This window comes from Phytoactinopolyspora mesophila (assembly GCF_010122465.1).
GTDB lineage: Bacteria > Actinomycetota > Actinomycetes > Jiangellales > Jiangellaceae > Phytoactinopolyspora > Phytoactinopolyspora mesophila.
Genome location: NZ_WLZY01000004.1, coordinates 467690 through 489099, shown reverse-complemented (window position 1 = coordinate 489099; position 21410 = coordinate 467690). Strand labels below are relative to the sequence as shown.

Below are 21410 nucleotides of genomic sequence, written 5' to 3'. Positions count from 1 at the left end.
CGCTGTACGGGCGCGGCGGCACGTCTCCGAGACCCGGCGCTGGCGCATGCCCTCGTAGCTCAGGGGATAGAGCATCCGCCTCCTAAGCGGAGTGTCGCAGGTTCGAATCCTGCCGAGGGCACCATGTGATGTCTCGAGACATTGTGGACGGCCGAACCCAATAGTGGTGGGTTCGGCCGTCTTTTGGTTTCAGCGGCTGTATCGCGGTGACCATGGCACGGTGAATACACGCTGATGTCGTCGAAAACTCGGTTTACAGCGTGTATCCAACGTGCCATCCCACACGCTCGTCGACCACTGGCGGGGGCTGGCAGCTACTGACTGGATGACGACAGCGCGGGCACGAGTCCCCTATCGACGTCGCCGTTCTCCCGGCGTAGATTGAGGAACGGTCACGTCCCTCGAGCGGACGTCATCGGGAGGTCCGCGGGGATCGCGACCTGGGGGAGGTCGCCATGTTCATCCAGGTCATCCAGGGTCATGTGCGCGACGAAGAACGCTTGCGTGCAGGAATGGACCGGTGGCTCGCTGAGTTCGCACCGAACGCTGACGGCTGGCTCGGCGGCACCTACGGCATCACTGACGACGGGATGTTCGTCGGGACGGTCCGGTTCGAGTCGGAGGAGGCAGCGCGCAGGAACAGCCAGCGTCCACAACAGGACGCCTGGTGGCGCGAGATGTCCGAGTGTTTCGACGGCGAGGTGACGTTCCACGACTGCAGGGACGTCATGATGTTCCTCGGCGGTGGCTCCGACGACGCCGGATTCGTCCAGGTGATCCAGGGCAGGGTCAAAGATCGCGACCGGATGCATTCGCTGATCGAGCAGACGGATTCAGTCCTCGCCAGCGAGCGCCCGGAGATCATCGGCGGCACCATCGCCATCGATGACGACGGCATCGTCACGGAGACGGTCGCATTCACCAGCGAGGCAGAGGCAAGGGAAGGCGAACAACGCGAGCTCAGCGCCATGGCCCGCCAGCTCATGGACGAGGAGAGGGCGCTCCTGGAGGACGTCCACTACCTCGATCTGCACGAGCCTTGGTTCGCCTCGCACCGTTGAGGCGACGCAGAACAGACTCGCACCCGGCCAGGGGCGGTGGGTCCGGCGCGGACCCACCGCCCGCACAGCCGAGCCAGCTCACGGACCCGAGTCTTCTTGACATCCATACACGCGCGTGGGCTCAGCGCGGACGTCGAAGCTGTGGACGCAGCCACAACCCGTCACGCGGGCGAAGGGTGATCAACGGATCCAGTACCAGGCGACGTTCCGGCACCGGCCGGAGCCGCCACCGGCGTGCGATCGTGGCGAGAGCCAGGACACCTTCGGTCGAGGCGAACTCTGCTCCGATACAGCGGCGCACCCCAGCGCCGAACGGAAAGTACGACCACCGGGGTCGCTGCTTGGAACTGCCGTCGAGCCACCGATCCGGCCTGAACATCTCCGGGTCCGGCCACCAGCGCGGATCACGATGCACGAGCCATTGCGACAGCAAGACCAAGTCTCCGGCTCGGACAACGTGGTCACCCAGCCGAAGCTCTCGCAGTGCCTGCCTGGCCATCATCCACGACGGCGGATACAGCCGCAGCGACTCGGAGATCACCGCCTGGCACAACGGCAGGCGGTCGGCATCGTCCGGATCGGGGACATCCTTGTCCAGGACGCTGTCGATCTCGTCTTGTACCCGGCACTCGACGGCTGGGTGGTAAGCCAGAAGGTGGAAGGCGAAGGCGAGCGCATTTGCGGTCGTCTCGTGTCCGGCCAGCAGAAGTGTGGTCGCGTGGTCGCGGATCTCGTCATCGGACAGCTGTTCACCGTCGACTGGATGGACCAACGAAGAGAGGAGGTCTCCCGCATCTGCAGGCGTGGACTTACGCGCCTCGATGACGTGGTCGACGACGCTGTACAGCTTCTCCCGGCCACGACGCAGCTGCCGGATCGGGCCGACTGGGACTCGCTCCAACTTCCAGCCGAAGGGTACGAACGCCAGCTTGTACGCACTGATCAGATCGGCTATCGCGGCCTCCACCGTACGCACGTCGTCATCGCCGACATCGGCGCCCAGCAGCGCGGATCCCGCGGAGGCCAGCGTCAGGCGCACCGTCTCCGCGTGGAGATCCAGCGGGACGCCCGGCACCCAGTGCCCCGACGTGTCCGCGGCGCGGGCGATCATCGTCTCGGCATAACCGCCGATCCGCTGCGGGTGGAACGCCGGTTGCACCAGCTTGCGGTGCCGCCGATGAACCTCGCCTTCCGCCGTCAGAAGTCCGTCGCCCAGGACGAAACGAGCCCGCTGAAGCACCGGTCCTTTACGAAACCGATCGGTGTGATCAACAAGCACAGCCTTGACATCGTCGGGATGTGTCACCAGCCAGCACTGGTACGGTCCCAGGCGGATCCGGGCCACGTCACCGTCGCGGTCGGCGACACGCGACAGATAGCCGAGCCGATCGGAGCCGAACGCGATGAGGTCCCCGAGGAACGGCAGCGTGCCTGGCGGGCCCATACCGCAACGCTATGAGCCCGCCGGACATCACACCAGCGCACCCTGAATCAGCTCTCCCAAAGGAGACCGCGCTCAGGCTGAGGCCAAGGCTGCGGTGGGCGGCATCCGGGCAGCTCGGGCCGCTGGATAGACGCCGGCCAGCGCGCCCACGAGGACGGTGGCGCCGGCTGCGCCCCCGAGGACCCAGATCGGAAGAGCGAGAGACCAGCCGCGGCTATAGGCGAACGCCGCCGTGACGACACCACCCAGCACCGCGCCCCCGATCCCGCCGAGACCCGCGAGCAGGATCGACTCACCCAGGAACTGGCGCCGGACGTGGGCGCGGGTGGCGCCGAGGGCTCGACGCAGACCCACTTCCGAGCGGCGCTCCAGAACGGCGATGACCATGGTGTTCGCTACTCCTATTCCTCCGACGAGAAGAGCGACACCCCCGAGGGCAAGCAGCAGTGTCGTCAGCGTCTCGTCCACGGCGACCTGAGCGGCGAGCGCATCCGACGGACGGCTGACGGCCACCTCTTCGGGATTGGCCGGGTTGACGGTGGCGGGCAGGAGTGCGCGGATATCGTCGACGTCGGACTCATGGGACCGTTCGTAGACGGTGGTGGGTGAACCGTCGAACCCGAGCAACTCTTGGGCCACAGGCCAGCCGATCATGGCCGACATGTCCAGTTCAGGCGCCAGGGGTGTCGGATCAAGGATCCCGACGACGGTGAACCAGTGGCCGCCGAGCCACACCTCGACGCTGCCGTCGGTCCTGGTGATACCCAGCAGCTCGGCAGCGGTGGCACCGAGCACCACGGCGGGGTAGGCGGCCAAGGCATCGTCGAGCCATCGCCCCTCGTCGAGAGTGCCGCTGACCGCAGCGAGCAAATCCGTGTGAGCAGCATAGACGGCGAGCGCGTTCGTCTGGTTCGGGTCGATGAGCTCGTTGCGGTAGACGGCAGCGTCATTGACCGTGCCGATTGCGCTGACCGCTGCGACCTGCTCGATCCGGGAAACCATGTCGACGCTGTCTTCGGGCAGCTTGGCTTCATCACTCCTGAAGGAGGTCCCCGCCTGGACGGTGAGCATGTCAGTACCCAGCTCACGCAGTTGCTGATTGACCTGCTCCTGGCTGCTGGCCGAGATCCCGACGACGGCGACCATCGCCGCGATGCCGACCGCGATCCCCAGCGCGGATAGCACCGCGCGCAGGGGTCGCGTCCGCAGCCCCGAGAAGGCCACCCGCAGGGTGTCAGCTGGGCGCATGTGCGGAGGGGCAGGCTTGGGAGTGATCATCACCGGCCCACCTTCCTCGGTGCGCCATGGTGGTATCTCGACCCGCGGGGTCCACCATAAGCCCGCTCGTCGGATTCGATTCGGCCGTCGAGGATGTGGACCTGTCGCGGTAGTTCTCGGGCAATGCCGTGATCATGGGTGATGACGACGATGGTGGTGCCGGCATCGTGCAGCTCGTGAAGGAGCTTGATGACCGCCGCCCCAGATGCCGAATCCAACGCTCCGGTCGGCTCATCCGCGAGCAGGATCGCTGGCTTCCCGACCAGAGCGCGGGCTACGGCCACGCGTTGTTTCTGTCCGCCCGACAACTCATGAGGCCGATGGTGGGCCCGGTCTCCGAGCCCGACCCGTTCCAGAGTGCGACGTGCCCGGATCCGGCGTTTGCGCAGAGACAACCCGGTGTACAGGATCCCATCGGCGACGTTGTCCAGGGCAGTGACACCAGGAGAGAGGAAGAACTGCTGGAAAACGAACCCGATCCGGTGTGCCCTCAAAGCTGAGAGCTGCCGGTCGGAGAGGGTCGCGATGTCATGCCCGTCAATGTGCACGGCGCCGGCGTCGGCCCGGTCGAGCGTACCGAGAATGTTCAGCATGGTGGACTTGCCCGACCCCGAAGGCCCGACAATGCCGACCATTTCTCCGGCGCGAATGGTCAGGTTGACCCGGTCCAGCGCTCGCACCGGCGGGTTGCCCGGATAGACCCGTGAGACCACCTCCAGATGTACAACCGCCTCGTTCATCGGCCCGCCACCTGTACGACGGTGCCTTCGTCGATGCCGTCGCCGGTGACCTCGACGTGGCCGCCAGCGAACAGCCCGGTCTCCACCGGAACAAGGTCGGTAGTGCCGTCGTCGGCTACCACCTCGACGCCGTGACCACCCCCTGGTAGTGCCAGCAAGGCGATCACGGGGACGGTGAGCACGTCGACGCGCTCGTCGACCTCGATGATCACGTCCGCGGGGGAACCAAGCAGAGCCTCGTCCACCGCTTCGTCCAGGGTGATCTCGACGCGAGCGACGGCATCCTCGGAGCCCTCGGAGCCGTCCCCTCCTGAACCCGTCGGAACGACGTTGGCCGCGCTCACCTGGCCGTCGACCTCGTCTCCACCCGGCAGGCGAACCGCGACGGCGGTATCCACGGCGAGGAGGTCACGGTCTCGCACGTCCACGTCGAGACTGACAATGTGGTCGGAGCCGGTGAGGTCCAATACCGGCGACCCCTGGCTGACGACACCGCCGACGCCGGTGTGGATGGTGTCGACCCGGCCGCCGTCGGCAACGAACACCACATCGGTCTGCGCCACCAGACCGGTCTCGTCGGCGCCGATGTCTTCCTGCCATTCCTGGACGGCTACCTCGACGCACCACGTGAACTCGTCTTCGGCTTCGCAATCGGCGTAGCCGAGCTCGGTCAGGTTCGAGATGAGTTGCTCGACGTCGGCACCCACGGCTCCGGGCCGCAGATCGCGGTACATCGGGACCGCTCCGTGCAGGGCGACGACTGGTTGCTGGTCCAACCGGAACAACTCGGTGCCGCGTTCGACCTCGGTGCCCTGGTCAACAATGCCGGTGATGACGCCTTGCCCGGCGGTGACCACGGTGAACGCCTCGCCGTGGCCCAGCGTCCCGTCGAAGCTCCGAGTGTCCGAGATCGTGTCCCGGCCAACCTCCGCCGTCGCGACCGCCCGATCCGCCTCCTGGCTCGTGGCGTCCGCCGCCTCGTCCTGAGTGGTATACCAGTAGCCCGTACCCGCGCCGGCCACCGCCAGCACGCCGAGACCCAGCCATAGCAGGCGGGACCGGCGAGGACGGCGATGTGGTTCGTCGATCTCCGCGTCGATCTCCGTTGCCTGGTCAGTCATGTCGAATCACCGCTCTCCGCTCGCCTGTCGGCCGGTCAGTTCCCACGGCCCGCGACCCCGCCGCCCCCGGGTTCACCCATCCTGATGCCGCCGCCATCCAGATGCTCCGAGCACTCCTGAACCGCTGCCTGGAACTCGTTGGATTGCGGATCGACGTTGTCGGGCATGGCCAGCCGTCCGTCAGAACTCGGGTCTGGCATATCGATGCCCTGGTCACGAATACAGCTGACGAACTCGATCAGCGACGACGTGTCGGCCATGTTCCCGCCCGCTCCATCACCGAATTGCATCGGTCCTTCGACATCGCCCAGAACGGCGTCCCGGCACAGCTCCACAACCTCCATCGCGGCCGGATCGTTGGTATCGATGCCTGGCGGTCCACCGCCTGCCTGCGGACCGCTGCCTTCCAGATCTGGATCGGCCACGTCGAGCCCGTTATCGCGTAGGCATTGGTAGAAGCCGAGGATCAGCTGCTCTTCGCTCGCCTCCGCGCCTTCGCCGGCAGCAGACGCCGAACTGTCGCCGCCCGCGTCATCGGATCCGCAGGCGGCCAGCGTCGTGGTCAGCGCGGCCGTGACGAGCAATCCAAGCACTGGCCCGGTTCGGCCCCGCTGTGAGATCCCTGCCGGCACGCAGCTTCGCAATCGTAGATTCGTCATGATCGTCCTCCCGGGGACGAGTTGATTTCGGTGACTTAGCGACGGAGGGGCTCCCGATGACCCCGGCGGACGCGGCAGGGATCTCCGGGGCCCTCCGTCGTCCTCTACGCTTCCAGTCAGCCATTAAGCGTCTTTAGAACTTCTTTATGAGCTACCTGAGAATCACGACACCAGGAGGCTGCCCTGCCTCTTAGCCCTGACGTGCCGGAATCCGCAGAGTGAACACGGCGCCGCCGCCATCGCGGTTGGCCGCATCGGCGCTCCCGCCGTGCTGCTCCGCGGCTTGGGCGACGATCGCCAGTCCCAGCCCGGAGCCATGCCGCCCACGCGCGCTGTCGCCACGGTAGAACCGCTCGAACAGCCTTGGCAGGTCGTGCTCGGCAATGCCCGGTCCGCGGTCGAGCACGCGCACCGTCGCCCACCCGTCGCACTCGGCGAGGTTTACCTCAACCAGACCGGCGTCATCGCTGACCTGGACGGCGTTGCGCAGGAGGTTGGCGATCGCCCGTTCGAGCATCGCCGGGCGGACGGTGGCTTCGAAGCTCGCTCCCCGGATGTCGATCGTCGCCCGTGGATCGATCCGGCGAGTGCGGGCGATCGCCCTGTCGACCAGCGCACGCAGGTCGGTTTCCAGCAGCGGCTCGGGCTCGACTTCACCGCGTGCCAAGTCGACGAGTTCGGCGACCATGTCGGAGAGCGCCGCCGCTTCGAGATCGAGATCGCGTAGCAGGTCCGCGCGGTCCTTGGCGTCGAGCTCACGCTCGGGATGCTGCTCAGCCCGGATGAGAACACCGATGTCGTTGCGTAGCGTGGCGAGTGGCGTCCGTAGCTCGTGTCCGGCGTTCTCCACCAGTTGCCGCTGCTCGGTCCGGGCATCGTCCAAAGCCGCCAGCATGGTGTTCACCGAACGCGCCAGCCGGGCGACCTCATCTCGCTTGTGGCCCACTGTGTCGATCCGATGCGCGAGGTCGTTGGTAGCGGCGACCTGTTCCGCCGCCTCGGTGAGGCGGTCGACCGGACGAAGGCCAGCTCGTACGATCACCCAACCAGCACCGCCGGCGATCGCGACACCAACACCCGCCACACCTACCAGCAGCCAGGCCATCCGGGTCAGCGCGTTCTCCACATCCTCGAGCGGATGCACCAGGCGCAAGAAGGACTCGTCGTCGAGCGGCGCGCTCATGACCCGGTATGACGCGCCGTCGACCGTCGCGGTCCACAACAGCGGGTCTCCGGTCTCGCCGTCGACGATCCCGCGCTCATCCGGGTGGAGGTCAAGCGGTAGGTCCCCTGGCGGCGCCGCGGTCAATACGGTGCCGTCCGGTGCGACCCGCTGAACGCCGATGGGCTGGCCCTGAAGCAGCATGAGAGGCCCACCCTCGACCTTCTCGATCTCCTCGATCTCCCCAGCAGCTGGCTCTTCCGAGATCCGGACGGTCCCGTCAGCTATCCGGTCGAGGCTTGGTGTCCGCTCCAGCAGCCGCTGGTCGACCTCGTCCATCAGCGTGCCACGGATGAGGAACCACGCAGCCACCGACGCGGCCAGGACCGCGAGAGCCACAGCGGCGGAGGCCAGCAACACCAGGCGGGTGCGCAGCGTCATGTTTCCCGCTCGGGGGGCCGCAGCACGAAACCCACCCCACGCACCGTGTGCAGCATCCGTGGCTCGCCGTTCGCTTCGAGCTTCTTGCGCAGGTATCCGACGTACACGTCGACGGAGTTCGTCGAGCCGTCGAGGTTCGCCCCCCACACGTTCTCGTACAGTTGCGCCCTGGTTAGAACCTGTCCCGGGTGTCGCATCAGCAGCTCGAGCACACCGAATTCCGTCCGGGTCAGGGTGAGCTGACGCTCGCCGCGCACCACGTGCCAGCGCTTCGGATCCATGTGCAGGTCACCCACCACCAGCGGGCGTTCGTCGGCGGTGCTTCCAACTCGCCGGAGCATGGCTCGCAGCCTGGCCAGCAGCTCCTCGTGTGCGAACGGTTTCACCAGATAATCGTCGGCGCCCACGTCGAGCCCGCGCACTCGATCCCGCACGGCGTCCCGGGCGGTCAGCATCAATACGGGGGTGCGGTCACCGGCATCACGGATGCGGCGGCATACTTCGATGCCGTCCAGCCGCGGCATCATCACGTCGAGCACCAGCACGTCGGGACGCATGGCGGGCAGCTGCTCCAGTGCCTCGGCACCGTTTCCGGCCGTGACTACCTCGTAGCCTTCGAATCGCAACGATCGAGCCAGTGACTCCAGCAGCACCGGCTCGTCGTCCACCACGAGGACTCGCACAGGTTCAGTGTGCGCGTTTCGTTTAAGAGCAACCTAAGAACCGGCGGGACAAGGCTTGTACCAGCGGTTTTACCCGTCCTGGGCTACCTGGCCGTGGCGCGGAGCCGGTAGACCTGGTCCCGGCTCCGCGCCTGGCAACTCGTCAGTGTGTGCAGCCGCTGGTGGGCAAGGTGTTCGCCGCCGGCGGGGTAACGCCGTCGTAGATCGCGAGGAGTAGATTCTGCGGGCACCGGAGCGCGCCGTCAGGTGTGCGGATCTGCAGGTGCAGGTGCGGTCCGGTGGACGTCCCGGTGTTGCCCGTCAGACCGATCTGCTGGCCAGGCACGACGGTGGTCCCGCTCGGGACCGACCACGCCGAGAAATGGCAGTAGTTATACGTGGCGCCGTCGGTGCCGGCCAGGCTCATGCCCAGCCCGCAGCTGCCGTCGTCGATCCTGGTGACGGTGCCTGCGCGAACCGCACGGGCAGGCGTGCCGGTCGGGGTCCGCAGATCGATGGCCGGGTAGGTGTGGTGGGTCCGCTCGTACTCCGAGCGGGGGAAGAAGTCGTCCGGTACTGGCAAAGACCACTCGTCACTGCCACCGTCGGGCGCTTCGCTGATCCGGATCGCGTCGGCGATCACGTACCCGTCTCCCGTGGTCCAACGGCTCACCGCCACCACGTCGTCATTGCCAGAGGCGAGCTGGAAGACGCCCAGGTTCACCCACTGTCCGCCATTGCTGCGCTGGTTGACGTGCACGGTCTGGTTGCCGTCAGCGGTCGCGACAACGAACGGTGTCCGGTTGTTGTATCCGGCGTTGGCCGGGTACCAGACCTCGACGCGATACGTGCCGGTCTCGGGGATGTCGGCCGAGTACCAGGCCGCGTCGCTGGCGCTGGTGTCGGGGTCGGCGAAGTAATACTCGTCGCCGTAACGCTGATCGGACCACGACGAGGTTTCCCAGTTCTCACTCGCGGTGAACCGATCGGAGTCCGTGGCCTCGACGACGACACTGAACTCGTCTGCCGCGGCGGGCCCGACCGGCGTCAGGATGGTCGCGGCGAGCGCGGTCGCGGCCACGACCGCGAACCGGCCCGTGATGCGGTGTCTCATGGGCTTGTCCAATCCTCGGGGCTAGGATGGTCTAGACCATTGAACCAGGAGTCAAGTGGCCTGTGAAGGCCTCGCAAGATCATTTCTGCCGTGAGCGACTCCCGCGATCCTTAAACTGGACCGATGCCCGCACCCGAGCGCTACACCACCATCGCCCGGGACGGCGAGGTAGAGATCGAGGTCAAACGCTCCCGATTCCGGTGCCGGCTGGTTCGCGCCGAGTCCGAGGACGCCGCCCGCGGGGTCGTCGAGGACGCCCGCCGCACCCATTGGGATGCGCGGCATCATTGTTCGGCTTTCCGGATCGGGCCGACGGGAGATCTGCAACGCAGCAACGACGACGGCGAACCGTCCGGAACAGCCGGAGCACCCATGCTCGACGTGCTGAACCGCCGGGACGTCACCGACGTCGTTCGCCGTCGTCACGCGCTGGTTCGGCGGCACCCTCCTCGGCACCGGCGGCTTGGTGCGCGCGTATTCCGATGCTGTGGCCGCGGCGCTCGACGACGTCGGCACCCGGGAGCGGCGGCTGATGCGCCGCCTACGAGTCCACGTCGACCACTCCACGGCCGGACGGCTCGACGGCGCGATCCGCAATGCCGGGATCGCCGTCCATGATGTCGCCTTCGGGCCGGACGAAGCCGTCCTGCGGATAGCCGTGCCCGTTGATGCCGTCGAACGCACCGTCGCCGATCTGGCGTCATGGAGCCAGGGCGCTGCGCGGCATGTCGCCGGCGAGATCGAGTGGACGGACGTCTAGGGGCTCATCCGCGAGCGGCCACCTTGTCAGTCAGCCGGCCCAAGGCGGCGCCCAGCTCTGGTTGGGCAACGCCGACCTGCGACGTGGGGGTCCGGTCGATCTCTTCCAAGACTCGGGCGAAGGTCATCAGCTGCGCATGGGCCAGCACCGGGTCGAACCACTGTCGCCCGCCGTCGGGCGCCTCGGCCGCGAGATACGACGGGCCGGGCACCAGCGAGATCGTCGGCAGACCGGCGCGATACAGCGCGGCCCCCTCACCGAAATAGACACCGAAGGCTGGTCGCAGCGTCACCGGGCGCCGCGGCAGTTGCAACCGTGACGCCGCATGATAGATCCGCTCCATCTCCGGGTTGCCGGTGTACACGAGCTCGTGGGCCGGTGCGCCCGTGTGCCGGTACGGCGCGCGGCCGCGCCGGTCATCCCATTCGGTGGCCCCGAGATGTTCGACGGTGACACCCGCGACCGCACGCCGATGCCCGTGCTCCCCGTCCCATAGTTCGGGGTGTGCGTCCAGCCAGGTGCTGGTCGCCTGCCCGTGCGGATCAGTGGCGATGTCGGGGATGCGGAAATGCCCGCTCACGAAGGCGAAGACGTGCGAGCGCCGCCACCGGCTCGCACCGACGGCGTGCCTGGCGTGCCCGGCCAGGGCGAGCAGTGCGAGGCCGCCGTTCTCCTCGATCAGGTTCGGCCCGTCGGTGTGGGTGTTCACGACGACGGTCTCGCCCGCGGCTGCAGGGTCGGCGCCCGCCACCTCTGTCCAGATGGTGTGCGTCACGGCGTCGTCGGTGATCTCGGCGTCGAGCACGAGAGTGGCGGTCTCGCCGCGTCGTGCCGCGTCGATGAGCTCGTCGCCGGTCGAAGCATCGACCCACAGGCCCGGACAGCCCTGGTAGGGCAAGGTGAAGGGCAGCACCTGGCCAGCAGCGTTATCGGGCGAAACACCTCTCCACACGCCTATCACCGCCCGCACGCCTGCGGCGCGGGCCGCAGCCAGGTCCGGCGCCCGAAGGAACGATGCCAGCAACGGGTTGGTGATGGTGAGTGGCAGGCGGCCCGACCGGCGAGGCAAGATCAGCGTGGGAATCCGGGGCACCCGGACCTCGACAATCGCGATCCGGCCCGCGGCCGCCTCGAACGATCCCGGTGCGCCGCCGCAGTAGACGAGTTCACCGCTGACGCCCTCGGGAGGTGTCTCTCCGGAGTAGGGGAACGGTGAGCTGACCGGAAGGGATCGGGTCATCGCCGCACTCACCCGCAGATCCCAACGGCGTGGCTGCCAACGGGTGAATCGAACCGTGTCGCGGTGCACCTCGAGGCCAAGGGACTCCAGCCGCTCACCCAGGCTGTCGACGAACCGCTCGTGCTGCGCCGTGCCGGTCAGCCGAGACCCGGTCTGTGCCAGCTCATCGTTCCAGCGGCTGAACTCGTCTCGATCCGGGAGCATGCCCATGGACGATTCTCTACCCGTTCGGGTTCCTCACGCACCCGCCTTGCGTTGACGACCGCCGTATCAGTCCCGTTGCTCACTCACGAGATCCGCGATGGGGCCGGACGCCCGGACGCACTCCCTTCAGGCTTCGCCACACCTACTCCGGCAGTCTGATCCGCACTCTCCGGAAGCCGCGTCCCTTGTTCTCCACCTTCTTGACCTCGATCCGGCCGATCTGCCGCGTGGAGGCGACGTGGGTACCGCCGTCGGCCTGCAGGTCCAGGCCGGTGATGTCGATCAGCCGCACCACCTCGAGCTCCGGCGGAAGCAGATCCGTCGCGGTCCGGATGATCGGGCCGAGCTGGTAAGCCTCTTCACGGGGCAACACCTTCACCTGGATGGCGCGGTCCGCAACCACCTCGGCGTTCAGCGCCTCCGTCAACGACTCCTTGAACCCGGCCGGAACCTCGGGGAAGTCGAAGTCGAGCCGTGCCTCGCCCGGTTCCATGTTGCCGCCGGTGACCGGCACGCCGAAGTCACGGAACATCACGCCGCACAGCACGTGCAGGCCGGAATGTGTGCGCATGAGCATGCTGCGGCGCTCGTCGTCGATAGCCCCCTGGACCTGGGCACCAACAGGCGGCAACGGATCGTCGGGCTCGGGAATGAGCCAGAGATCGTCCCGCGCCCGCACCCCCACGATCCGTGTCTGAACGCCACCCCACAGCAGCACGCCGTGGTCGGGCGGTTGCCCACCGCCGCCCGGGTAGAAGGCGGAGCGGTCGAGCACTATGCCGTCTTCGGGATCGCTGGCGAGAACCGTGCAATCCCATTCGCGAAGTGTCTGGTCGCCAAGTTCTAGCCGGTGCGTCCGGCCATGGTGATCATGCCGCACGAATCTGACTCTACGCCGTCCGCCGGGACGCCCCAATGGAATGCCCTGCACTAATCCAACGGATAACGGCCGGCACGTCGATGCGACCGGCTGCCGTTCGTATGAGTATCGGAACAATCATCTCCACGCATGGAGGCATTCATGACGTTCACCGCTGAAGAGATCGCCTACCTGAGCTCACAGTCGCTCGCCCGGCTCGCCACCGTTGGACCGGGCGGGCAGCCGGATGCAGTCCCCGTTGCGTTTGAATACGACGGGTCGTTCTTCTGGGTCGGTGGTCCCGGCCCGAACGTGACCGAAACCCGCAAGTTCCGCAACGTGCGGGCCGGGAACCACAAAGTCGCCCTGGTTGTCGACGACATGGTTTCCTTCGAGCCCTTCATCACGCGCTGCATCCGGGTCTTCGGGTACGCCGAGGAACCATTCGAACGAGTCGGCATGGTGGGCCCAGGAACCTACATCCGCATCACGCCAACCGTCTCGTGGAGCTGGAACATCGCCGGCGAGCCCGCTGGCGAGACCTGGTACGAGCCGAGGAAAGCGTTCCACGACGCCCCTGCCCCATGATCATGAACACTTCGTGACCGATATGGTCATGAAGTGTTCATGATCATGGGGTGTCTCTAGCGGTAGGCGCGGAAAGACTCTCGCAGGTCCTCAAGGAGCAGATCGGGTTCTTCCATGCCCGCGAAATGCCCGCCCCGGTCGAACTCGGTCCACCGCACGATGGCATTGTTCCGCTCGGCCAGCCGGCGGATCGGTAGGGCGATGTCGTGCGGGAAGACGGCGACGGCCGTCGGCACCGAGGACTCCGGCTCGGGTTCTCCCCAGGTCTCCACGCCCTCCTTGTAATAACGCGCCGACGATCCAGCTGTGCCGGTCAACCAGTACAACATCACGTTGGTCAGCATCGCGTCGCGATCCACGGCGTCTTCGGGCACATCGGTGGAGTCCGTCCACGCCTTGAACCCGTCGGCGATCCAAGCCAGTTGCGCGACCGGCGAATCGGTCAACCCATAGGCCATGAGCTGCGGCTTCGTTCCCTGGATCGACGCGTAGCCGCCGAGCTCATATTCGTATCGGTACCCCTTCTCCACGCTGATTTTCTCCGCCTCGACGGAGAAATCAGCGTTCTCCGGGGTCGCGCTCGCTGAGAAGACCGAGGTGAGGTGCAGCGCGGCGAGATGTTCGGAATCAACGAGACCCAGCTCTCGAGAGACCAGCGAACCGAAATCACCGCCGTGCGCGACGTATCTGTCGTAGCCCAGGCGGCGCATCAGCTCCGCCCACGCCCGCGCAACCCTGGCCACCGACCAGCCCAGCTCACGGGTGGGCCCGGACAGCGTGAAGCCCGGTGGAGAGGGCACTACTACGTGGAAGGCGTCCGCCGGGTCGCCGCCGTGGGCGCGTGGATCAGCTAATGGGCCGATCAGATCGATGAACTCCACGATCGATCCGGGCCATCCGTGAGTCAACACCAGTGGCAGCGCACCGGGCTCAGGCGAGCGGACGTGCACGAAATGCACATCATGTCCGTCGATCTCAGTGGTGAATTGCGCAAAGGTGTTCAGCCGCGCTTCGTGGGCCCGCCAGTCGTAGCGGGTTCGCCAGTAGTCGGCGAGTTCCCGCAGGTAGCCGACGGGAATGCCGAAACTCCAGTCGATGCCGGACGGTTCGTCGGGCCAGCGGGTGTTCTTCAGGCGCATGGCGAGGTCGTTCAAATCAGCCTGCGGAACGTTGATGCGGAAGGGCTTGATCGAGGTATCCATACCTCCGAAGCTAAGCGAAGTAGCGGACAGATTCGGTCCTCTACTCCGGTCATAATGTCGGGCATGAAGGAAACCTCTGCTCGTCTACTCCGGCTACTGAGCCTCCTGCAGTCTCGTCGCGAGTGGCCCGGAGCGGAACTCGCTGAGCATCTGGGGGTAAGTACCCGAACCGTGCGGCGAGACATCGACAAACTGCGTGACCTCGACTATCCGATCGATGTCGACATGGGCCCGGCCGGCGGGTACCGGCTCGGTGCTGGCGGCCGGTTACCGCCGCTGCTGCTCGACGACGAGGAAGCCGTCGCGGTGGCTGTCAGCCTGCGCACCGCTACCGGGAGCGGCGTAACCGGGGTCGGTGAAGCGGCCTTGCGTGCCCTGCTCAAGCTGGAGCAAGTGCTACCGCACCGGCTCTGGCGGCGCATCGAGGCGTTGCGAGTCTCCACGGTGCAGACGCCGGCCGGCCCCGCCGTCGACGCGAACGAACTCACCGCGGTGGCCACAGCGTGCCGCGACCACGAGCGGCTCCGATTCGACTACCACGGCCGCCAAGGCACACCGAGCCGCCGCGACACCGAGCCACACGAACTCGTCACATGGAGCAAACGCTGGTACCTGGTGGCATGGGACCTGGACCGTCGCGACTGGCGCACCTTCCGGGTCGACCGGATCCGCACGCGAACACCGACCGGGCCGCGGTTCTCACCACGAGAGCTACCCGGCGGCGATGCGGCGGCCTTCGTCGCCCGCAGCGTCGACCAGGCCTGGCCCTACCAAGCCACCGTGAAGTTGCACGTTCCGGCCGACTCCGCGACCGCTAGGCGGGCGACCACCTACGGCCGGATCGAACCGATCGACCGCGATGCCTGTTTGCTGCATTTCGGCGCGGACACGCTGCACTCGCTCGCGTTCCTGCTCGGTGCTCTCGACGTGGACTTCGAGGTCGAGCATCCACCAGAGCTGGCTGAACAACTCCTACGTGCGGCGGTGCGATATCAACGTGCGGCCGCCAAGCTCGTGCCGTGAAACAGCAGCAACGGACGACGGTTCAGGCCCAAGGGGATTGTTTCCACTCCGACTCGAGCATGGCGTAAACCAGTTCTTCGCCCCACTCACCCTTGAAGATTTCGTTGCCGACGAAATGGGCCTCTTTGCGCATCCCGATGCGCTCCATCACCCGAGCGGAGCCCGTGTTGCGTGCATCGCAGCGCCCGATGATGCGGTACAGCCGCATCTCCTCGAAACCGAGCCGCAGCATCTCGATACCGGCCTCGGTGGCGTACCCCTGGCCACCGAAGTCCGGGTGCAGCACGTAGCCGAACTCGCCTTGCCGGTTCTGCTCGCTCAACCAGCTCAAGACTGTGTAACCGATGACCTTGCCGTCCAGCTCGATGGCTGGAATCAGGGTGTCGCCCTGTTTGCGCAGCGCCGTCTTGGTCTGGCGGGCGGCCAACTCGCGGGCGTTGTCTTCCCGGGTCCGGGGCTCGTTGAAGAGGTAGCGGGCCACGTCTTCGCGTGACTCGAACTCCAGCATGTCTTCTTCGTCCCGGGCGGTGAACGGGCGCAGGACCAGGCGCTTGGTCACGATGGGCTTGAACTGCTCGATCATTCACATTCCTTCAGAGCGTTGCAGGCGCCGTCGCTGCCGTGAAGACGCCCGTCATGTCCGCTGCCGGGCTCGGAATGCGGCGGCTTTCACCCGATTCTGGCACGCGGTCGAGCAGAATCTTCGGGCGCCGTTGCGCGACGTATCAACAAAGACGCGGTCGCACATCGGCGCTGTGCAGATTCCCAGCCGGTCGAAGACTGGATTGCCGAGGACAACCGCCAGTCCAGTCGCCATGGGCGCAGCCCAGCTACGGGCCCATTCGGCATCCGCGGCGTGGAAGTGCAAATGCCACGGCTCGTCGTCGTGCCTGGTCAACACCGGTGCCGCCTGCGTCTCGCGGAGCAGGGTGTTGGTCTGTTCACAGGCGTCGTCGATACGCCCACAGTCGACGGCCTCGAAGATGGCGCGGAGCCGTTCAGCGTAGCCGCGCAACGTGTCCACGTCGGCGTCGGAGACTTCGTACTCGCGAGCGGAACGCCAGTGCAGTTCCTGCCGCACGTCGTCGGCGGTGGCGGCCGGGTGGTACTCGCGACCGCGTGCATACCCAGGCGTGAGCAGGTTGATGACCTTCACGGCGGCGGCGAGCACGTCACTGGTGTGACTGTCAAAGTTCACTTGACCAGTTACCCCTTCCGGGACTAGCGTCGTCACTGGCAAAGAGTTTATCGACAGTGATGGAGTCAGCATGACGCAGAACACTGCTAACGCGACCGTATCGAGCACCACGGCGGCCGCGTGGATGCGTCGCTGGGACGAACAGCAAGAGTTCTATGTCGCCGACCGCGAGGAACGCTTCGCTGTCATCTGCGACATCGTGGAGACCGCCGTGGCCGACGTCGCCGAGCCTGTGGTGGTCGACCTCGGTTGCGGGCCCGGTTCGCTCGCCGCGCGCCTACATGAACGTATCCCCGCGGCCGCGATCATCGGCATCGACTCCGACCCACTTCTGCTCGGACTGGCCAGATCCCACTATCGCGAGGGCATCGAATGGGTCGACGACGACCTCGCCTCGCCGTCCTGGCGTCGCCGGCTTCCTTCAACCGTCCATGCCGCCGTGTCCACAACGGCGCTGCACTGGCTGACCAGCGACGAGCTGGAGCAGATGTATCGCGCGCTGGGCGAAGTGATCGAACCTGGCGGCGTGGTGGTCAACGGCGACCATCTGGGCATCGGTGACGCACGGATGCAGGCCCTGGCCGAGACCGTCCGGAACCGGCGAGCCGTTCGGGCCGGTGTGCAGGACAACGAGGAATGGCGGAGCTGGTGGGACACGATTCTCGCCGAGCCGGAGTTCGGCGAGCTCGCCCGAGCCCGGGCCGAGCGCTTCGACAGCGCGCAGACGGCCTCGAACGACGGCGACGAGGACGCACACAGCCATCACGGCAACGGCCTCACCGTGGGTGAACAGTCGGACATGCTGCGCGCAGCGGGGTTCAGCAGCGTCGCGCCGCTGTGGCAGGTCGGAGACGACCATGTGCTGGTTGCCGTCCGCTGACGTCGATCGCCGGCGGCGCGCTACGGCGCGCGAACGGAAACCGCAGCGACCGTTATCGCGGAAACTCTCCACCAATCTGGCCGCTGGACGCCCTCTCCAGAATCCGGTTGGCGACACGACGACCGCTGCGCAGTGCGCTCTCGACATAGCCGTTGACGACCTCGGTGTGTTCACCGGCCAGGTGGATCCGGCCGAACGGTTCACGGATTCGTGCCAGCGCGGGCAGGTCACCCGGCCGGAACGCCGAGTACGTGCATCCAGTCTCCGGCTCGGTGCTCCACCACGCGGCGATGGCGTCACCATCGGGTGTTTCCAGATCCGGAAACCAGGTGGCGAAGGCGTGATGGACGTCGTCGTCGCCGATCACGCGCGTGCCGTAGGCGGTCAGCACTCGCCCCGAGCCCGGCTGGTCCGGAGCGTTCTCGTACACGAAATCGAAAGCGGCATCGACGTCGGCGTCGCCCTCGACCCGATCCCACCCCCGTGATGGGTACGGCACGAGCAGTTTCCCGCCGCGGCCTTGCCCGACTGACGGCACCTCGATCGCGGGATCGATCGTGATCTGGTCGACGGCTGGCAGGGGCGCCGTTACCACGACGTCGTCGGCCTCGTACTCGGCGTGATGCGTCACGACCGAAACACCCGACGCGTCGTGCTCGATGCGCTGAACCGGCTCGCCGAGACGTATCCGTTCGGATCCGAGATCTCGCGTCATCGCCTCAACGAGCGCGGCTGTGCCGTCGGCGAACCGGAACGCGGTGTCAGCCGTATCGAGCCGGACGGCGAGCGCCATCACGGCCAGCGATAGCTCGTGCGGCTCCACCATGTATTCACCGCGCGCATAGGTCTCGATCCATGCCCGCGCGGTGTCGGGTGGGCGGAGTTCGTCGAGCCATTCGGCAACATTGCGCCGGTCGAGGTCAAGGGCGAATCGATCACGCCATGGTGCATCCGGATCCGTCAGGCCGTTGGCCAGACGTTCGAGAGCATCCCCGATCACGGATAGCTCCGAAGGCTCCTCCTCATGGAGCCGGCCTTCGACGACGAACGCTTCGAAACCCCGCGCCGGTATCAACGCCAGTCCATATGCGGCAGCCAGCTCACGAACCAGATGGTGATCGGAGTTCACCCACTCTGCGCCCGCATTGGCCCATCGGCCGTCTGGGAAGGTGACCGTGTGGATGCGCCCGCCCACCCGCGGCCGGGCCTCCAGCACTGTCACCTCGGCGCCGGCCCGACGCAGTTCCAGTGCGGCCGCCAGACCGGCCGCTCCCGCCCCGACGACAACTACGCGCACATGTTCCGTCACGGTCACTATGATCACAGCTCCCTGTGCGAGTGGCGCAAGACTCTGCCCTCCAGCCGGACTCCGCCGCCAGGCTCCCGCAACCGCAGCGGCCTGGCCGCGGGCATCTCGCTCAGGACTTGACCAGCCGGCGCGGTCCCGGCCCCTGCTCACCCAGCTTGTCCCCAGGGTTGATGAGCTGACACTGATCGAACGACAGACAGCCGCACCCGATGCATTCGGTGAACAGATCGCGCATGCGTTCGAGCTGCTTGATCCGCGAATTGAGCATGTCGCGCCAGCACGACGACGCCCGCTCCCAGAACTCTTGCGTCGGTGCGGCGTCGTCCGGCAGGAACGCCAGCACCTCGCCGATCAAGCCCAGCGGCACACCGACGTTCTGTGAAGCGCGAATGAAGGCGACCTGCCGAAGCGTCGCCCGGCTGTAACGGCGCTGGTTTCCTGTCGTCCGCCGGCTGCGGATCAGGCCTTGCCGCTCGTAGAAGCGCAGCGCCGACGACGGCACGCCGCTGCGCTCCGACAACTCGCCGATGGTCAGAACGTCAGCGCCAGGAGGGATGGGAGTCATGCCGACCACCGTAGCTTGACTTAAACCATTGTTTAAGTTGGAAGCTCGTGAACGAGGCCGTCACCCAGGGCCTCCGCCGGGAAGCCCACGGCTGCTCGACGACATCACGACCTGAGGGAATCCCATGACTACACCCCGCACCATCCTCGTCACCGGCGCCACCGGCAACGTCGGCCGCCATGTTGTGTCCGGCCTGCTCACCGCCGGAGTGCAGGTCCGAGCCATGGTCCGCAACCCGGACACGGCACGGCTGCCCGACGGGGTCGACGTCGTTCCCGGCGATCTGGCCAAACCGGAAACTCTCGCCGCTGCCGCCGACGGCGTCGACGCCGTCTTCCTGCTCTGGCCGAACTTCTCCACCGAAACCGCACCCGCCGCGATACAGACCCTCGCCAAACACGCGAGCCGAATCGTTTACCTCTCCGCCATAGGCTCCGACATCGACCAACGACCGGACGGCTTCTGGGGCGAGATCGAGCAGCTGGTCGAGGAGGCCGGGGTGGAGTGGACGTTCCTCCGCTCGGGCGGCATCGCCACGAACACGCTGGGCTGGGCCGACGAGGTCCGCGCCGGCGTCGTGCGCTGGCCATACGGCGGTGCGCGCAGGTCCCTCGTCCATGAGGCAGACCTCGCCGCGGTAGCCGTCCTAGCGCTGCTCGACGATCAGCACGTCGGCCAGGCATACGCGCTGACCGGGCCTGAGCTCGTCAGCCAGGCCGACCAGGTACACATCATCGGCGAAGCGGTCGGTCGTACCGTGCGGTGGGAAGAGCTTTCCCGCGAGGAAGCGCACGAGCAGCTCCTGGCCGAATGGGGCGACCCGGGCTTCGTTCAGGGGGCACTCGACGCGTGGGCGGCGATGGTGGACTCCCCGGAGCCGGTCACCACAACCGTCGAACGAGTCACCGGCAAGCCGGCCCGCACATTCCGGCAATGGGCTGCCGACCACGCCGACGACTTCCGCTGACTCAGCGTGAAGATCACCGCGAGTAGCCCCGAGCCGAAGGCGGACCCACGGGCGCTAACGTTGGGCACGTGCGGGTAGCGACGTGGAATGTGAACTCTGCCAAGCAGCGGGTACCCCGGCTGCTGCCTTGGCTGGAACAGCGGCAGCCCGACGTGGTCTGCCTCCAGGAGACCAAGCTCACCGACGAAGCGTTCACCGCGGTGCTCGGGGAACCACTGGCCGCACTCGGTTACGAGATCGCCCATCACGGGGAGCCTCGTTGGAACGGCGTGGCGATACTGTCCCGGGTGGGCCTCGACGACGTCGTCAGCGGCATCGAGGGCGCACCGGGCTTTCCGGATCCGGAAGCTCGCGCGGTAGCGGCCACGTGCGGCGGCGTCCGGGTGCACTCGGTCTATGTGCCTAACGGCCGGGAACCGGACTCCGAGCATTACCACTACAAGCTCGCCTGGCTCGCCGCGCTACGGGACGTGGTGGCATCCGGTCCCCCGGATGCGATGGTGTGCGGAGACGTGAACATCGCTCCGACCGATGCCGACGTGTTCGATCCGGATGCCTACATCAGCCAGACCCACGTCACGCCGCCCGAACGCGCCGCACTTGGCGACCTGCAGGCCATTGGGTTGCATGACGTCGTCCGCGACCGCTGGCCCAATGATCGGGTGTTCACCTATTGGGACTACCGCGCGGGTATGTTCCACAAGGATCTCGGCATGCGAATCGACCTTGCCCTGGCCACCGGCTCGGTCGCGGAGCGAGTCAAGGCGGCGTGGGTGGACCGGCAGGCACGCAAGGGCACCGGGCCGAGCGACCACGCGCCGGTGATCGTCGACCTGGACGAGGCGCCTGACGGCGACATCGGACCGGTGGTGCCGCCACCGTCCGCCCGGGTCCCCAAACCGGGATCCGTCAAGCTCCCCCAGTCCCGGTGAT

The 21410-nt window shown here is 66.8% G+C and carries 22 protein-coding genes, 1 tRNA gene and 1 pseudogene; 9 read left to right on the top strand and 15 right to left on the bottom strand.

Translation table 11 applies throughout. The annotated features are described in order from the left end of the window. The first annotated feature begins 48 nt into the window (after window positions 1-48). Together F7O44_RS14625 and F7O44_RS14620 are read left to right on the top strand one after the other, a co-directional pair. Window positions 49-124: transfer RNA gene (locus F7O44_RS14625), tRNA-Arg, on the top strand. Between the two features lie 331 nt (window positions 125-455). Beyond that, window positions 456-1061: a hypothetical protein gene (locus tag F7O44_RS14620; protein WP_162450964.1), complete on the top strand. Its 606-nt coding sequence runs from the start codon at window positions 456-458 to the stop codon at window positions 1059-1061. A gap of 121 nt (window positions 1062-1182) precedes the next feature. Here the strand turns inward: F7O44_RS14620 and F7O44_RS14615 are convergent, their stop codons facing one another. The 8 genes from F7O44_RS14615 to F7O44_RS29655 all read right to left on the bottom strand — a co-directional run bounded on the left by F7O44_RS14615 (window position 1183) and on the right by F7O44_RS29655 (window position 9682). Next, window positions 1183-2505 carry a cytochrome P450 gene (locus F7O44_RS14615; protein ID WP_162450963.1) on the bottom strand — a complete coding sequence of 441 codons (1323 nt, stop codon included), beginning with the start codon at window positions 2503-2505 and terminating at the stop codon, window positions 1183-1185. 72 nt (window positions 2506-2577) lie between these two features. After that, window positions 2578-3783: an ABC transporter permease gene (locus F7O44_RS14610; protein ID WP_162450962.1), complete on the bottom strand. Its 1206-nt coding sequence runs from the start codon at window positions 3781-3783 to the stop codon at window positions 2578-2580. Continuing rightward, window positions 3783-4523, bottom strand: coding sequence for an ABC transporter ATP-binding protein (locus F7O44_RS14605; protein ID WP_162450961.1), 741 nt, complete (start codon window positions 4521-4523; stop codon window positions 3783-3785). The genes F7O44_RS14610 and F7O44_RS14605 overlap by 1 nt, the downstream gene beginning before the upstream one ends. Further along, on the bottom strand, window positions 4520-5644 hold the full coding sequence (locus tag F7O44_RS14600; RefSeq protein WP_162450960.1) for an efflux RND transporter periplasmic adaptor subunit: 1125 nt from the start codon (window positions 5642-5644) through the stop codon (window positions 4520-4522). Before F7O44_RS14600 ends, F7O44_RS14605 begins: the two co-directional genes overlap by 4 nt. A 35-nt stretch (window positions 5645-5679) precedes the next feature. Further along, complete coding sequence (locus tag F7O44_RS14595; protein WP_162450959.1) at window positions 5680-6303, bottom strand: hypothetical protein; 624 nt, start codon at window positions 6301-6303, stop codon at window positions 5680-5682. Between the two features lie 190 nt (window positions 6304-6493). Further along, entirely contained in the window at window positions 6494-7906 is a 1413-nt protein-coding gene (locus F7O44_RS14590) for a HAMP domain-containing sensor histidine kinase (protein ID WP_162450958.1), read from the bottom strand. Further along, a complete protein-coding gene (locus tag F7O44_RS31890; RefSeq protein ID WP_162450957.1) occupies window positions 7903-8589 on the bottom strand; it encodes a response regulator in 687 nt (228 codons plus the stop codon). The genes F7O44_RS14590 and F7O44_RS31890 overlap by 4 nt, the downstream gene beginning before the upstream one ends. Before the next feature lie 142 nt (window positions 8590-8731). Beyond that, window positions 8732-9682, bottom strand: a complete 951-nt coding sequence (locus tag F7O44_RS29655) for a golvesin C-terminal-like domain-containing protein (RefSeq protein WP_222851371.1) — start codon at window positions 9680-9682, stop codon at window positions 8732-8734. 123 nt (window positions 9683-9805) lie between these two features. Here F7O44_RS29655 and F7O44_RS31885 point away from each other — a divergent pair. Together F7O44_RS31885 and F7O44_RS29650 are read left to right on the top strand one after the other, a co-directional pair. Next, window positions 9806-10036: pseudogene (locus tag F7O44_RS31885) on the top strand (YigZ family protein); the annotation flags it as partial. A gap of 112 nt (window positions 10037-10148) precedes the next feature. Then, on the top strand, window positions 10149-10442 hold the full coding sequence (locus F7O44_RS29650; protein WP_343073875.1) for a DUF1949 domain-containing protein: 294 nt from the start codon (window positions 10149-10151) through the stop codon (window positions 10440-10442). A 4-nt stretch (window positions 10443-10446) separates the two neighbouring features. On the opposite strand, the gene F7O44_RS14570 is transcribed toward F7O44_RS29650, so the two are convergent. Beyond that, window positions 10447-11886 (bottom strand): hypothetical protein, encoded by a 1440-nt coding sequence (locus F7O44_RS14570; RefSeq protein ID WP_162450956.1) that lies wholly within the window; start codon window positions 11884-11886, stop codon window positions 10447-10449. A 142-nt stretch (window positions 11887-12028) separates the two neighbouring features. Beyond that, window positions 12029-12766, bottom strand: a complete 738-nt coding sequence (locus F7O44_RS31880; RefSeq protein WP_162450955.1) for an alanyl-tRNA editing protein — start codon at window positions 12764-12766, stop codon at window positions 12029-12031. A gap of 141 nt (window positions 12767-12907) precedes the next feature. Here F7O44_RS31880 and F7O44_RS14560 point away from each other — a divergent pair, with 141 nt between their 5' ends. Continuing rightward, the gene (locus F7O44_RS14560; RefSeq protein WP_162450954.1) at window positions 12908-13333 is read left to right on the top strand and encodes a PPOX class F420-dependent oxidoreductase; all 426 of its coding nucleotides are present in this window, start codon (window positions 12908-12910) and stop codon (window positions 13331-13333) included. 56 nt (window positions 13334-13389) lie between these two features. On the opposite strand, the gene F7O44_RS14555 is transcribed toward F7O44_RS14560, so the two are convergent. Next, window positions 13390-14535, bottom strand: coding sequence for an epoxide hydrolase family protein (locus tag F7O44_RS14555; RefSeq protein ID WP_162450953.1), 1146 nt, complete (start codon window positions 14533-14535; stop codon window positions 13390-13392). Between the two features lie 63 nt (window positions 14536-14598). On the opposite strand from F7O44_RS14555, the gene F7O44_RS14550 reads away from it, so the two are divergent. After that, the gene (locus F7O44_RS14550) at window positions 14599-15558 is read left to right on the top strand and encodes a helix-turn-helix transcriptional regulator (protein WP_162450952.1); all 960 of its coding nucleotides are present in this window, start codon (window positions 14599-14601) and stop codon (window positions 15556-15558) included. Between the two features lie 22 nt (window positions 15559-15580). Here F7O44_RS14550 and F7O44_RS14545 read toward each other — a convergent pair whose 3' ends face one another. Beyond that, window positions 15581-16141 carry a GNAT family N-acetyltransferase gene (locus F7O44_RS14545; protein WP_162450951.1) on the bottom strand — a complete coding sequence of 187 codons (561 nt, stop codon included), beginning with the start codon at window positions 16139-16141 and terminating at the stop codon, window positions 15581-15583. Window positions 16142-16192: 51 nt separating this feature from the next. Further along, complete coding sequence (locus F7O44_RS31875; RefSeq protein ID WP_222851368.1) at window positions 16193-16756, bottom strand: CGNR zinc finger domain-containing protein; 564 nt, start codon at window positions 16754-16756, stop codon at window positions 16193-16195. 70 nt (window positions 16757-16826) lie between these two features. Between F7O44_RS31875 and F7O44_RS14535 the strand changes: the two genes are divergently transcribed. After that, entirely contained in the window at window positions 16827-17636 is an 810-nt protein-coding gene (locus F7O44_RS14535) for a class I SAM-dependent methyltransferase (RefSeq protein WP_162450949.1), read from the top strand. 52 nt (window positions 17637-17688) lie between these two features. On the opposite strand, the gene F7O44_RS14530 is transcribed toward F7O44_RS14535, so the two are convergent. Beyond that, window positions 17689-18945, bottom strand: coding sequence for a flavin monoamine oxidase family protein (locus F7O44_RS14530; RefSeq protein ID WP_222851367.1), 1257 nt, complete (start codon window positions 18943-18945; stop codon window positions 17689-17691). A 109-nt stretch (window positions 18946-19054) separates the two neighbouring features. Continuing rightward, a complete protein-coding gene (gene soxR / locus F7O44_RS14525) occupies window positions 19055-19510 on the bottom strand; it encodes a redox-sensitive transcriptional activator SoxR (protein WP_162450948.1) in 456 nt (151 codons plus the stop codon). Window positions 19511-19634: 124 nt separating this feature from the next. Between soxR and F7O44_RS14520 the strand changes: the two genes are divergently transcribed. Both F7O44_RS14520 and F7O44_RS14515 read left to right on the top strand, forming a co-directional pair. Then, a complete protein-coding gene (locus F7O44_RS14520; RefSeq protein ID WP_162450947.1) occupies window positions 19635-20477 on the top strand; it encodes an NAD(P)H-binding protein in 843 nt (280 codons plus the stop codon). Between the two features lie 68 nt (window positions 20478-20545). Continuing rightward, a complete protein-coding gene (locus tag F7O44_RS14515) occupies window positions 20546-21409 on the top strand; it encodes an exodeoxyribonuclease III (RefSeq protein WP_162450946.1) in 864 nt (287 codons plus the stop codon). Window position 21410: the final 1 nt, after the last annotated feature.